Raw genomic sequence first — 13,294 nt, 5'->3', positions numbered from 1 at the left:
TTCACGCACCACACTCAAAATGTGGCGTAGCAATACGTGTCGGTTCGAGTCCGACTTTGCCCATGGAAAATATACAGGTCAAGGGTTTCAGCTTTCTTAGCAATAAAATTAGAGCGAATTTGGCTGGACTATTAATTCTAGATTAGACCCAATTCTGACCCAAATTTCTCACTTTTGTAGTATTTGTTTACAAAAGATTATAGGATTGTGGTTCAGATGCTTGGAAAACTCAATTGCGATCACGAATAATTGCGCTCCTAGCCTGGAAAGTTACCGATAAAGTTTAAGTTGCTTGCTCTAGCAGGCTCTTAAGGATATTAGACACGAGGTAGGATAGATCCATAAATACTACAGACATAGAGATGCCGTGCGAGTAATGATGGGTACTAATCGAATTACTGGCTATTTAGAACTCGAAGCATGTTTAGATTAGGTCAGTTCAATCTTGCTTTAGAAGCAATACTTTGAATAATCGAATCTACCCAGTCGGGTATTCCCTCAAAATCGTCATAGCCTCCAGATTTATAAAGTTCAATTACTTCTTCGCTCAGCAAATTTAAATTTAATGACGGCTCTTCAATATGGCTAGCTGTTTGCTCGGAATTTGCCAAGAATTTTTGAATCAAATCTTGTTCGATAAAAGCATGGTACTGAATATTGTCGATTATGCTACGAGTCAGGCGTTTATATTTACCATTATATTTACCATTTGCTTCTTGATAAGACTTAGTCATCACAAATTTTAAGCTGTGCTTTGAGACTTCGTTCCAAGTCTGACTGTCCGCGTCATATTTTTCCCATTTGCCTCTAGAATTACCGTTGGGATTATAACGGTAGAAATTATTGATTAAATTTATGGCTGCAAGGAATTCGGGGTTGAGGTTTTCTGAGGAGCTTTGATTGTTAAGCATGGTTCAATTTGTCTATGGTAGGGGATTCGAGATTGATTAAACGTTTGACTAAAGTATTGCGACAATATTCGCTACGGGTTTGGTATCGTGAAGCTGCCGCTCGGTCGATTAGCTCTAGTAATTCGATTGGAATACTAAATTTGACGATTGCAGAGTGATGTTTCTGGGGCATATTTTGCCTCTAGTTGTACTGATTAAGACCAACATTAAGCTCTTACCCAGACTTTTGGGAACCGATGCGAGCACTTGTAAGGCTAATTCCAGGTATCGTTTGTAGATCTTACGTTTTTACCCATAGCAGTTTCAATGTAAACTCCAGTACCCAGACGTAATTCAAAGAGCGGTCGTGCAAACGTAGGTACCTTCAAAGGATTTGATGGGAAAGCTAACGCCCTGGGTAAACTCGCTGCGATTAAAATCTAGCAAACGCTTTGCCTTTCTACGTTATCAACTTAAGTTCGCCCCAATAAACATGATGCAAAACCATTACCTGCCTGAGAATACCCGGTAGATTGGGATAGAGAAGAAAACGCAGACACTTTGGTTTTTGAAAAGATGCGGGTAAGACCATTATAGAGAACCAAATTGCGTCCTCTTGACTTTCACCAAAATCTATCGGAGGTAATCCCATGACTAAACGTGGTCAAACCACATTACAGGTAATCATTAGACCTGAATTTAAGGAATTGATTCGTCAACAGGCGGAGAAAAACTTTACCAATATTTCTGATTATGTGCGACATGCGCTCTGGAATCAGATGCGACAAGAGCTCGAACTCAATCCGAAAGGAGTGCACTAATGAACGAAACAACTAAAAATGGGGCTGCGCCAACAGCACCCACTCAAGAGAAAAAAGAAATTATTAATAACGATTTAGAGAATTTACCAATGAACCATACTCAAGACAAGAATCAAGCCCAAGTACAAAACTCAGAAGAAATTCAGAATCGTCAAAATACCCAAGAGCTATCTGAGTCTAACTCTAATACCTCTAATCTTACACAAGAACCCGAGTCTATTGTGGAGATGCTGCAAAAAGTTTTGGTTCGTAGCTACCACGATCTCATTCAAGAATTGGCAGATAGAGACTCGGCAGCATTCTACGTGCACTTAGCCAACATGGTTTCTGATTCCCTTGTCAGTGAATTAGATATCGATGAAAACGATGAATCTATTCCTTCGATTTATCGCTTAATAAAAAGAACCTTTGTTCTAGCACGACAGCAGCAAAAACAAGTGGAGGATATGTACCCGCTGCCAGAAAAACCTCCCGCAGATTCGAGTCCGACGAAAATCAAACAGTATGAAGAAAAAGTGTTTGAAATCCAAGGCTACCGTCAAAGCGTTGAAGTGATTCAGTGTGCTTTCGAACGAGCTTGCTATGAAAACATTAGGTTCGATTTGAGTACGAGCACCTATACCTATAATGACCGAAGCGATGTGGTTTGGTCGGTTCTCGACGCCACCATGAAGCGGGTTCTCAACGCGCGCCAGAAAAACTTCTATGACGGAACTCCCGGTCAAAAACTTCGCAACCTCAATACCAATCACATCGAAGATAATATTGGCGTCAATCATATATATCGCCCAGTAAAGGAATGGGCTAAGAATTTGCCTGCCTGGGATGGAGTAGACCGTTATCAACTCATGGCACAAACCCTTCATATGGATGCCAAGTCCCAGGAATTCGAGATTGTCAAAACCTGGTTCAAAGGTACGATGAATCGCTGGTTAGTTCCCGGTACCAAGCACGATAACGCCCTGATTATTCACGGGAAACAGGGTAGATTCAAGAGCACTTTCTTTAAAAACTTGGCGCCCAAATGCATTTACGACGATGAAAGGGGAGAGCTAGTTAATGCGCACTCCAACGGTCAAGAAATTAAAGATAAGGACGAGCTGCTACGTTACCACAAGCACGCTTTGGTTGAATTTGATGAGATCGAAACGATGTCTGGTAAACAAGAAGCTGGTGCCATTAAGAAATTTCTATCTCAGACCGAGGATGATTTGCGCCCCGCCTATGCCAGAAAGAGTATTCTTCTCAAGCGCGGCTACTCTTGTTGCGGTACGGTTAACGTCGAGGAATTCCTCAAAGACCTGACGGGGAACCGACGCTTCATTATTATTAGTGTCGGAGCCAAGTACATTGATTCTGCCTGGCTCGAAGATGAGAACGAACAACAGCAATTTTGGGCACAGGTCAAGGAAGATGCCGAATTACTGGGATATGTCCCTCGCGAACTAAGTGATGTTCAAGAACAAATGTCGAGACGTTATCAATACATGGATACCGACACGGAAATGATCTTAGAGTACATGAGAGAATTGTCCGAAGACCAATTGAAGCGCGGTATTCTACCCGGTCCTATAGGCAGTGGTAGAGAAACCCATGCCGAAGTTCCCATGAATCTGAGTAATCTCGGTTTCGCTATTTTTGGAGCGGAATACTTTACTAATGCCAACTATGACCTATCTCAATTTCCCTCAAGTAAAACCATTCACGGACGTGCCGATAGATTGATTTCGGGCAAGCTCAAAAGCGTTCTGACTAATAGGTTGGGCATGAGCGTCAAACAAAAAAGATTTGAGGGTAAAAGACAGGATGTCTATTGTTTGAGCGAATAAAGCCTGCCCACCATAAATTAAAAGATTGTGAGTCCTATGAGCATTTATTCATGGGACTTTTTTGATGTCAGTGAATGTCAGTGAACTAGTACTTTTTTCCCTGACACCCAAAATCCATAGCTGGTATACCTTTCGAGCATCGTGTCAGTCAAGCTCAGTCTTTCCCTGACATTTAACTGACAAAGCAAAACCCATACAGGGCTTAGCTTACAGTGCTATCTGTCAGTGAAAAGTAAGTTTTTTGAGCTCCTCTAGGGGGCACACATGCCCTAACCACTACATTATCTATGATAAATAAGCCTGTCTCCCCCTTTTTCAAGTTAAAAAAGTAAGTTTCCACTGACAAATAAGCTACAAAGGTATACCAGGTCAGACTTTTACCCTGTCAGTGAAAGAAACAGTCTCCACTGACACTAAGTTCGTAATGTATACCAGGACAGAACTCCTGCTGTCAGTGGAGAGAGAGCGTGTTCACTGACACAACTGACACTTACCGAACAGGAGTACTAGAATCTCATTATCATAGCGGATAATGTAGGTAGCAGATGGATTGGTCTATTCTCAACAAAACTAGACTATTGACCAATAATGTGAGGTTGCCCCTTTAAATATATTTACCTAATAAAATATTTATGGGGTTTTTAAAATAGTCAGAACTTTAACTGTAAATACTAAAAGTGATTCAGAAGGAGAACGATGAGTTAAAAACTACCTAAAAGTTTACAAAATTTACGCAATTGAGCATTCACCAATCTCTTTTGAAATTAACCCATATATGAAAATCAATAATAAACACTACCACACGATTTGGATCAATGAAGAGAATGCCCAACTCATTCAAGCCTTCGATCAAAGGTTCTTTCCTCATGAAATTAAGATTTTTGACATCACCAACACTGATGAAGCCGCATTTGCCATCAAAGAAATGGTGGTCAGGGGAGCGCCGTTGATTGGGGTAACAGCAGCCTATGGCATGTATTTAGGTTGTATTGAAGCTAAAGCCCACAGCGATCGCAATGGGTATTTAACCCAAGTCGCCGAGAAATTAAATGCCACTCGTCCTACAGCCGTAAACCTGTCATGGGCAATTAAAGAAATGCGTGACAGCTTATCCGTCAGCGACGATCCAGACGAAAAAATTGCGATTGCCTTAGCTAAAGCCAATCGGATGAAGCAGGATGATATTGATGTTTGTTATCGCATTGGTCAGCATGGGTTAAAGATTATTCAAACCATCGCCGAGGGCAAAAATGGCCATGGAGCAAAAACCGTGAGTCATTCTCAACCAAACGAAATAACCGAGCATCAAATCAGTAAACCAGTAAATATCCTCACCCATTGTAATGCCGGTTGGTTAGCTACGATCGATTGGGGTACTGCCACAGCCCCCATTTACCAAGCCCATGAGGCAGGTATTAACGTCCATGTCTGGGTAGATGAAACTCGACCGAGAAATCAAGGCGCAAACCTCACGGCGTTCGAACTAAATCAACAGCATGTACCCCATACCTTGATTAACGATAATACTGGAGGGCATTTAATGCAGCATGGTATGGTGGATTTAGTGATTGTCGGAACCGATCGCACGGCCCGCAATGGCGATGTAGCCAATAAAATTGGTACTTACCTCAAGGCCTTGGCCGCCCATGATAACCGGGTTCCTTTTTACGTCGCCCTACCTTCATCGACGTTAGATTGTTCGATTGAAAATGGAGTGCGGGACATTCCCATTGAAACCAGGGATGAAAAGGAAGTGAAATACATCCAAGGCAAAGTAGACGGGGAAATTAAATCCGTATTGCTCTGTCCTGAATCTACACCAGCAGTCAATTATGGTTTTGATGTCACTCCCGCTAAATATGTGACTGGATTAATCACCGAGCGGGGAGTTTGTGCTGCCTCTGAAGAAGGTATAAAACGATTATTTCCAGAAAAGTTTTAAGGACATGAACGATCTCAATCGGGACCTTGATGAGGGGTATATTAAGTTCGATCTGACTTGGATTGATCAGCCATTATCTATTTCTGTCCCAACCGAACTGATGGCTTGGCGCGATCGCTTGTACGAACTAAAGCAGATTGGATATGATGCCGGGCTTGGGGTTGGTTATGGGAATATCAGTGTTAAAACTACAGCAGGTATCTTAATTTCAGGTACTCAAACTGGGAAGATTTATCCGATTAGGGAAGAGCATTTTACCTTAGTGACAGAATATGACCTACAGCAAAATAAAGTAGTGTGCGCTGGACCCGTTAAAGCTTCATCAGAATCGATGACCCACAGTGCTGTTTATGATGCCGATCCCGAAATTAAAGCGATCATTCACGTTCATAATTGGGATTTATGGCGAACATTAAAGGGAAAAGTACTCACTACCGCGGAGGATGTTCCCTATGGAACTCCCACTATGGCAGAAGAAATTATCAGGCTATTTGAGGAAACCAAGGTCAAAGAGGAAAAAATTATTGTCATGGCAGGTCATGAAGCGGGCATTATTACTTTTGGCAAGGATTTGACCGAGGCAGGTAATATGTTGCTGAACTTCTTGCGCTCCTAGAGATGTCAAAATCGGGGTCTAAAGAACTGTAGATCTTTGGCGAACTCACAACGTCTGATAATATCTTGCTGGCAACTGGAAGCGCGATTCTCAAGATGTCGGGATCGGAACATTTTTGTAGTTTGTTGTATATTCTTATATTTCGATACGGTGTTGGTATAGCAGGAGAGAATATATATAAGGCTTTCAGCACTTTAAATTTCCTTACCGACCAAAATTTCCCCGTTGCTAAACAAACACCGATGTTCCTGTTCCTTATTGATTCATGTCTTAATTCAGCAATGCCAAACAAAAAAAAATTCTGAGGATGATATGAATACGAAGAACAGAAAACCCAGAAACAAGTCCAAATTCACTGATGGCAAGACGTTTATTCACCCAAAGCTCGGTTAGAAAATGAGCGAGAAACGCAAGCAACTAATCGATAAAGTCAACCATTACCTTAGATCGGGTCTGACCTATAAAGACATTGCTCAAACTATTGGATATTCAGAAGCTACGATCGCCAGACTATATTACGGATATGCCGATAATTGTCTCTCATCTAATCAAATAGAGGAACTAAAAGCATTAGGTGCTGAAATTACTCTGACTGAAACAGTCAGTCGGATTGCTAACGAAGGCGAAGTACCAGACAGAAAGGCAATAATGCCTGTCGTGACCAACATTTCTCTCTATTATTTCGAAAAACACGAATTAACCGAATCAATGCCTCTGCCGTTTGAAATCCGAACTGTTAAATATATTCCGCGATCGCTTTAGATGAAAACTGGCAACAAAAAATGCAAATGTTAACTAGCCTGCCTGGAATTGGTGAAGTAGTGGCTGTGACTTTAATTTCTTCTTTACCAGAACTAGGCAAAATTTCCCATAAATCAATTTCTTATCTAGTTGGTGTAGCTCCTTTAAACAAAGACAGTGGTAAGTTTCGAGGTAAACGAAGGATTTGGGGTGGACGGGCTAAAATTCGTGGTGTTTTGTACATGGCTACTTTGGTTGCAGTTAGATTTAACCCACCTATCAAAGCTTTCTACGAGCGTTTGATTAACAAAGCCAAGCTGAAGAAAGTGAGGGGCTGTCTCTTGAATTTATTTCAAGAGCTTGTAAGCCCCGTAGCTTTGACTGCTTGTATGCATAAGCTCTTAATTTTCTTAAATGCCATGATGAAAAAGAATCAGCTTTGGCAACCTCAAGTTGCTAATTAAGGCTACAGAGCATTTTTGAACTTTCAACATCACAAGATACTCCCATTGTGGTGAATCTTTTGATTGACTGATTTATGGATTTAGCGCTCGCCTTAAAAGAAAAAATTAGACTTGACATTCAAGACAATCGCTTTTCCCTTGCCTCAACAGAAGTTTATTGGACTTATGCAAGAGTTCTACTGTTGTTTGGTGTTTTTTCTTACAATAAATCTAGATAGTCTAATAGGTTAATATATTTATTGCCTTTTTTCTGGACTAGAAAATTTAATTTGGCACATATTTTTAATGTCAATAATATATGGATATAACCAATCTCAAACGCAATCTCGAAACTATCTCGCTACGCCTGGGTCAAACCCAGGAATATCTTTGACCTGCCCGCACTTACTGCAAAGATCGAAGATCTAGAACAGCTAGCCGCCCAACCCGATTTTTGGGACGATAACATTTCAGCCCAAAAGGTTCTTCAGCAATTAAGCGATCTTAAAACCAACTTAGAACAGTATCACCAATGGCAAAAAACCCTCGAAGATACTGAAGCGATCGCCGAATTGTTAGAACTAGAAGTCGATGAAGCATTGGCACTAGAAGCAGAAGCCAATCTAGAAAAACTGCAAAAAGAACTAGACGCTTGGGAACTACAGCAACTGCTTTCAGGTACTTACGATACCAAAGGGGCGATTCTGACGATCAACGCTGGCGCAGGGGGAACCGATGCTCAAGATTGGGCAGAAATGCTGCTGCGAATGTATACTCGTTGGGGGGAGCAGCAGGATTATAAAGTAAGACTAGTCGAATCATCAGCAGGAGACGAGGCGGGTATTAAATCGGCAACACTGGAAATAGATGGACGTTGCGCTTATGGCTATTTAAAAGCCGAAAAAGGCACTCATAGACTGGTGAGAATCTCTCCTTTTAATGCCAACGGCAAGCGGCAAACTAGCTTTGCTGGTGTAGAAGTGATGCCCAATTTAGAAAATGAAGATATTAATATTGAAATCCCCGACAGCGATTTAGAAATTACTACTTCTCGTTCTGGTGGTGCTGGCGGACAAAACGTCAATAAGGTAGAAACGGCGGTGAGAATCGTTCATCTTCCTACGGGAATTGCGGTGCGCTGTACCGAAGAACGATCTCAGTTACAGAATAAAGAAAAAGCCTTAGCTTTACTAAAAGCCAAACTGTTAGTAATTGCCGAAGAACAACGGGCTAAACAAATAGCCGAGATTCGTGGTGATATGGTCGATGCAGCTTGGGGCAATCAGATTCGCAATTATGTCTTTCATCCCTATCAAATGGTCAAAGATCTGCGAACGGAAACCGAAACAACAGATATTAGCAGTGTCATGGATGGCAACTTAGAGCCTTTTATTGAAGCCTATCTGCGTCGAGAAAATCGGTTGGTTTAGGCAAGGAGTGCACTACTTTATTCTTTTAACCAATTGAGCCAAAAACCAGTTATTTGGGAACGATATGGATAACTACAAATTTCAGTTATAAAGATCCATATTTTTTACATGACTGCCCAAAGATTAACTATTAACGATCCCACAGATTTTGAAAGCGTTGTTGCTCGCTACTTTCAACAAGACGGCTATGAGGTTATCATGCCTCCTGCAAATACTAAAGGTTATGATATTGAACTTCAAAAAGGTGATGAATGTATTGCCGTTCAAGTTAAAAATCATCGAGCCAAATGCAATGTAGCCCAAATTAGAAAATTTCAACAATTTATCCAATTGCCATTAGCAGATAAGTTTACTAAAGGTTGGTTTATTTCCGCTAGCAGCTTTTTTATACCAGCACTGACTCACGTTCATACCGAACAACCAGAAAATTTACGTTTGGGAATATTTGAGTTTGAAAGCGATCGGATCGAATGGGTTTATCCCGGGTAGTCCTGTAGAAGTAACGATCTAAAATAAGCGTCGAGCTTAAATAACTCGAGAGCAAAGCCTACTTGTCCAAGCTGCCATTCTGAGAAAATTGTCAAAAATGGTCGGATTCACAACGGAAAACAAAGGTTTAGATGTAATCAATGTCATCGTCAATTTGTAGAGAAACCGCAAAAAATCGTCGTTAATCAAGAGAAACGGGAGTTGATTGACAGGCTCTGATTAGAAAGAATTTCTTTGGCAGGTATTGCACGAGCAGTTGAAGTGTCAGAAAAGTGGCTTCAAACCTATGTTAACCATAAATAAATATGCTCTAGTTCCCAGAGAAATAAAAGTCACACCCAAAAAAAGGGGAAATTGACGAAGCAGTGTGATGCAATGTGGAGGGGCTGTGTGCGGACACAGGTTCCGCACCTTGAAAGCCCCGTGTCATTTGTAGACCATCAAGGAAATAAACAATGGGTCTGGTTAGCTTTGGATTCCAAAACTCGTGAAATCGTTGGGGTAACAATTGGCGATTGGCTTTGCCACTGCGCGGAGCGCAATCGCAGCGAACAAGCAGCGCCAGAACTGTGGAATTCGCTACCTCCTGTCTATGGTCAATGTGCGGTTGCCTACACTGATTTTTGGGCAGCTTATGAGACGGTATTTCCTCAACAACCCCATCAAGCAGTGGGAAAAGAAACAGGAAGAACAAGTTATATTGAACGGTTTAACAATACTCTTAGACAAAGAGTATCTCGATTAGTGGGAAAAACCCTATCATTTTCCAAATCATTAGAGAATCATCTAGGTGCTATCTGGCACTTCGTGCATTACTATAATGCTTCATTGCATCTTTAGCACTACCAATGCTTTGAGTAAATCGTCTTTATAACTTCTAGTTCTGGTCATTGCCACGCTTATCAGTCATCAGTCAGGAAGGCAGAAGTTGTAACAGACATTTCGCAGGTAGGCTAACAAATTAAATAATATTTTTGGCAAGGGCTTCCAAGAAAACTTAAAATCTTCAGTCGAGCCTCATTAAGATTAGAAACTTGTAGTTGATGATTCAAATGAACAAGATGAATCGCTTGAAAACATCGAAATATCCATCTTAGTGTGGGAGTAGAAGTGGGTTTCTTGAGTTGATTGGGAATAGTTTCTTGGTTCTGAGCTAAAGCTTGTCGTAACTGAGGTTGACCGAGAGTATAAACTAGCAAACACAAACCCATAACCATTGACAATGCTGCTACTCTTCGAGGGGTGTTCAAAAAAACACTGGAAGTAAAAAATAAAGGGTCTTTAAGAAAACGCAAGCCTCGCTCAGAACTTTGCTGTCCTTTGTATTCAACTAGCACCTCATCATTGGAAAGAACGTCTTCATCTGTGACATTAGTTGCTAAAACAAATCTCCCAGCTCGCCTTTGGGCAATCTCAATTATCGACTCTAAAGGAACAACTTGAGCAGTGACACGATAGGTAATGTGTTCGGGAGACTGATTGTTTAGTCGGTCTTCCTGCTTTGATGTAGTGAGGATGAGTTTCAATTGCCACTAATTCTAAAGAATGATATTTCCAATTACGACTTAGCATCTCCGCAGCTTGTTTGGCATCGACAGCACAAGCAAAATCCTGTCTCATGAGTGACTTTAGTTCACTGGTGGCTATTTTGAGTTGTTTTGTCAGTTGCTTGTCTAGCTGCTTCAAATGACTATCGCGACGTTTTTCACTTTCAACAACTAACCAACCTTGAGGCACTCCACCATAATCACAACAACAGGAGGCAATGCGATAACCAGAAATTTCACTCTCGACAAAAACATCGTCTTTGATTGATTCGGCTAAAATCTTAGCTGTTTTGATACTTCGAGGAACAAGAGTAATCCAGTTCAGTTTTTCTAGTTGTTGAATATTGTCCGCGCTGTAAAGCGCACTTTCGGCAACGTAAATACTCTCTAAATTCCATTCCTGTTTAAATTGCTGAATCAACTGAAAACGTCTATTTTCAGCTTCCCATGAATACTTGCCCTTTTCTTTTCTCGCTTGAGATTTCAATACTTTCACCTACTTGTGTCAGGCAGTCAGCTATAATACTCTTGTTAAAAATAATGTCGCGCTTGTCATAAAATCTCAAAACAGTGACAACCGTACTGAAATACCCGTATGGACGTATACTCAATTTATTCAGGGTATAGAGAGTAATAAAGTCAAACAGGTCATGATAGACCATAAAGTGACTAAAGCTGAAATTATAACTGTCGATAATCATCAAGTAGAAGTTTTGATTCCTCGTAATGTGAACTATATTCTAGAGTTTCTCGCTGACAAAAATATTCTAATTTCATTTGAGCTTCCCAAAAATAATTCCCCTATAAAAGTTATTGCTGAATCTCTCCAACAAAACTCTAGAAATATAGCCGAAGTCACATTTACTGAGTTTATTCAAATAGACGAAAGTAAAAAAGTTGAGCTATTTGTTTTACAAAAAGATAGAGTTAGAGGAAAAGCCAAACTCTTCGATGGTTCAGAATTTAGTGTTGTTTTGCCTTTCGATCCTAGCTATGCGATTGATATTTTGGGGGCGAATAATGTTTGGACAAGTATTAATGATTAATTGATATTGAGCTGATTACAGAAATGGAAACAGCGATCGCTAAAATAAACAACTGATTCGCAGCTTTGGTTTAACGGAAGAATATCGCGATATTCTTCTCGAATTGGATCTTATAGCCGAAGTCGATGCGTTACGATTTAGAAGAATTGTTCGAGCGCGTAAATCGAGAATACTTTACAGGAAAGTTAGCCAAACCACGTCTATCCCTCTTCTAAGAAACCAGATTTGCTGAGGGTTGAAGAATAAGCTCAAAACCCAAAGCAATCGCTTTTTTGTGGAGGTTATTGACCATTCGCTCTCGGTAACGCTGCTCATAATAATCCATGCCAGGAGCGGTATAATCTCCTTGGGTTGTCCAAAGTTTGTAAAAAATTCGGGCAATTTTATGAGCGGTAGCAGTAATGGCTTTAGGGGAGCCAAGTCGAGAACGTCAGCGACGATAAAATGCCCCTAAAGCAGAATTACTTTTTCCGGCAGTTTGTGCAGCTATGCCGAAAGCATTAGCAGCACGGTTGACGACTAGACGAGTCTGAGAGCTTTTAATTTTGCCACCAGTAATGCGGCTGCCAGGACAAAGACCAAGCCAAGAGGTAAAGTGTTTAACTGTAGGGAATCGGCTGGGATCTAAACCAACCTCAGAAAGAATGATTTGTACTGTCAGGACACCAAGAGCGTCAACACGAGTAAAATCTACCCCACTCATGAGGTAAAGATGAGTAGGCAAATCAAATGCAGGTTCATTACCTTGAGGTTTATGGCGAGGATGCTTGGGTGGAGAAAGGGGCGACTGGGAAATATCAATTTGGTCGTGAAATTGATTTAAGCACTCCTCAATTTGACGGTCACATTCGGCGATTTGGGATTGATAGACATCATAGAGATCTAGCTCTTGTTGCAAGACGAATAAGTGTTCTTGTCGGTAATCACTTTGAAGCGCAGCTGCTATTTCCGCTTCACTCCGTTTGACACGGTGATGTTTTTTAGCGGCAAGTACTTGTGGGTCATGTTCTCCAGCAACAATCGCTCTTATGATTGCCATGCCTGTAGTGCCTGTAATATCGCTGACTGCTTGATGCAGTTGTATGTTCATTTGAGTTAAAGCTTTCTGCATCCGTTGGATGTGAACACTAGCACTTCTGATGAGACTATCACGTTGACGGATATAGCTACGTAAAACACCTGTAGATTCCATTGCCACTGTCTCAACTCCACACTCAGCTAACCAATCCGCAATTGCATATAAATCAGTTGCGTAGCAACCAAAACGCTGGACGCACTCATTAGACCGTCCTGAGGGCACACACACCCAATGATTTTGAGAACCAATATCAATCCCTGCCGCATTGGGATGAATCGGATTCAGTTGAGATGCCTTGGCTACAGATTGGCGATTCCCAACTGAAAACTTCTGTTTTTTCTTCATTTTAGTTCTCCTAGTCTCAAGCAATATCAAAGTTGAGAGTGTGCCTTGACCCAGGTTGACGGAATTCTACAGTCTTC

At 41.1% G+C, this 13,294-nt stretch carries 12 protein-coding genes and 3 pseudogenes; 10 read left to right on the top strand and 5 right to left on the bottom strand.

Annotated elements, in window-relative coordinates; genetic code table 11:
- Window positions 1-434 precede the first annotated feature (434 nt).
- Window positions 435-911 carry a hypothetical protein gene (locus ACLFKQ_RS26500; RefSeq protein WP_449002658.1) on the bottom strand — a complete coding sequence of 159 codons (477 nt, stop codon included), beginning with the start codon at window positions 909-911 and terminating at the stop codon, window positions 435-437.
- Entirely contained in the window at window positions 904-1,083 is a 180-nt protein-coding gene (locus tag ACLFKQ_RS26495) for a ribbon-helix-helix domain-containing protein (protein WP_449002657.1), read from the bottom strand. Before ACLFKQ_RS26495 ends, ACLFKQ_RS26500 begins: the two co-directional genes overlap by 8 nt.
- A 457-nt stretch (window positions 1,084-1,540) precedes the next feature.
- Between ACLFKQ_RS26495 and ACLFKQ_RS26490 the strand changes: the two genes are divergently transcribed.
- The 9 genes and pseudogenes from ACLFKQ_RS26490 to ACLFKQ_RS26450 form a co-directional block, all read left to right on the top strand.
- Window positions 1,541-1,711 carry a hypothetical protein gene (locus tag ACLFKQ_RS26490; protein WP_449002656.1) on the top strand — a complete coding sequence of 57 codons (171 nt, stop codon included), beginning with the start codon at window positions 1,541-1,543 and terminating at the stop codon, window positions 1,709-1,711.
- Window positions 1,711-3,540, top strand: a complete 1,830-nt coding sequence (locus tag ACLFKQ_RS26485; RefSeq protein ID WP_449002655.1) for a VapE domain-containing protein — start codon at window positions 1,711-1,713, stop codon at window positions 3,538-3,540. Before ACLFKQ_RS26490 ends, ACLFKQ_RS26485 begins: the two co-directional genes overlap by 1 nt.
- Before the next feature lie 775 nt (window positions 3,541-4,315).
- Window positions 4,316-5,482, top strand: a complete 1,167-nt coding sequence (gene mtnA / locus ACLFKQ_RS26480; RefSeq protein ID WP_449002654.1) for an S-methyl-5-thioribose-1-phosphate isomerase — start codon at window positions 4,316-4,318, stop codon at window positions 5,480-5,482.
- A 4-nt stretch (window positions 5,483-5,486) separates the two neighbouring features.
- Complete coding sequence (locus ACLFKQ_RS26475; RefSeq protein ID WP_449002653.1) at window positions 5,487-6,098, top strand: class II aldolase/adducin family protein; 612 nt, start codon at window positions 5,487-5,489, stop codon at window positions 6,096-6,098.
- 396 nt (window positions 6,099-6,494) lie between these two features.
- Entirely contained in the window at window positions 6,495-6,860 is a 366-nt protein-coding gene (locus ACLFKQ_RS26470) for a hypothetical protein (RefSeq protein ID WP_449002652.1), read from the top strand.
- Window positions 6,839-7,303 (top strand): annotated as a pseudogene (locus tag ACLFKQ_RS26465) (transposase); the annotation flags it as partial. The gene ACLFKQ_RS26470 and the pseudogene ACLFKQ_RS26465, both read left to right, overlap by 22 nt.
- A gap of 298 nt (window positions 7,304-7,601) precedes the next feature.
- Window positions 7,602-8,712, top strand: a protein-coding gene (prfB, locus tag ACLFKQ_RS26460) for a peptide chain release factor 2 (protein WP_449002651.1) whose coding sequence is annotated in 2 segments (ribosomal slippage) — window positions 7,602-7,673 and window positions 7,675-8,712 — 1,110 coding nt in all. Because the reading frame shifts where the segments join, the coding sequence is not laid out codon by codon here.
- Window positions 8,713-8,820: 108 nt separating this feature from the next.
- Complete coding sequence (locus tag ACLFKQ_RS26455) at window positions 8,821-9,201, top strand: restriction endonuclease (protein WP_449002650.1); 381 nt, start codon at window positions 8,821-8,823, stop codon at window positions 9,199-9,201.
- A 45-nt stretch (window positions 9,202-9,246) separates the two neighbouring features.
- Window positions 9,247-10,041: pseudogene (locus tag ACLFKQ_RS26450) on the top strand (IS1 family transposase); the annotation flags it as partial.
- 113 nt (window positions 10,042-10,154) lie between these two features.
- Here ACLFKQ_RS26450 and ACLFKQ_RS26445 read toward each other — a convergent pair.
- A complete protein-coding gene (locus ACLFKQ_RS26445) occupies window positions 10,155-10,727 on the bottom strand; it encodes an IS1634 family transposase (RefSeq protein WP_449002041.1) in 573 nt (190 codons plus the stop codon).
- The gene (locus tag ACLFKQ_RS26440; protein WP_449002649.1) at window positions 10,615-11,235 is read right to left on the bottom strand and encodes a hypothetical protein; all 621 of its coding nucleotides are present in this window, start codon (window positions 11,233-11,235) and stop codon (window positions 10,615-10,617) included. Before ACLFKQ_RS26440 ends, ACLFKQ_RS26445 begins: the two co-directional genes overlap by 113 nt.
- 178 nt (window positions 11,236-11,413) lie before the next feature.
- Here ACLFKQ_RS26440 and ACLFKQ_RS26435 point away from each other — a divergent pair, with 178 nt between their 5' ends.
- Entirely contained in the window at window positions 11,414-11,794 is a 381-nt protein-coding gene (locus ACLFKQ_RS26435; RefSeq protein WP_449002043.1) for a hypothetical protein, read from the top strand.
- Window positions 11,795-12,005: 211 nt separating this feature from the next.
- On the opposite strand, the pseudogene ACLFKQ_RS26430 reads toward ACLFKQ_RS26435, so the two are convergent.
- A pseudogene (locus ACLFKQ_RS26430) lies at window positions 12,006-13,217 on the bottom strand (IS110 family transposase).
- Window positions 13,218-13,294: the final 77 nt, after the last annotated feature.

The organism is Myxosarcina sp. GI1(2024) (assembly GCF_053543375.1).
The sequence above is the reverse complement of the archived record's forward strand: the minus strand, read 5'-3'. Positions and strand labels throughout refer to the sequence as shown.

What these genes read in the sequence shown, in the direction of transcription:
- ACLFKQ_RS26500 (WP_449002658.1), bottom strand. Translation starts at nt 911, where the DNA reads ATGCTTAACAATCAAAGCTCCTCAGAAAACCTCAACCCCGAATTCCTT.
- ACLFKQ_RS26495 (WP_449002657.1), bottom strand. Translation starts at nt 1,083, where the DNA reads ATGCCCCAGAAACATCACTCTGCAATCGTCAAATTTAGTATTCCAATC.
- ACLFKQ_RS26490 (WP_449002656.1), top strand. Translation starts at nt 1,541, where the DNA reads ATGACTAAACGTGGTCAAACCACATTACAGGTAATCATTAGACCTGAA.
- ACLFKQ_RS26485 (WP_449002655.1), top strand. Translation starts at nt 1,711, where the DNA reads ATGAACGAAACAACTAAAAATGGGGCTGCGCCAACAGCACCCACTCAA.
- mtnA (WP_449002654.1), top strand. Translation starts at nt 4,316, where the DNA reads ATGAAAATCAATAATAAACACTACCACACGATTTGGATCAATGAAGAG.
- ACLFKQ_RS26475 (WP_449002653.1), top strand. Translation starts at nt 5,487, where the DNA reads ATGAACGATCTCAATCGGGACCTTGATGAGGGGTATATTAAGTTCGAT.
- ACLFKQ_RS26470 (WP_449002652.1), top strand. Translation starts at nt 6,495, where the DNA reads ATGAGCGAGAAACGCAAGCAACTAATCGATAAAGTCAACCATTACCTT.
- ACLFKQ_RS26455 (WP_449002650.1), top strand. Translation starts at nt 8,821, where the DNA reads ATGACTGCCCAAAGATTAACTATTAACGATCCCACAGATTTTGAAAGC.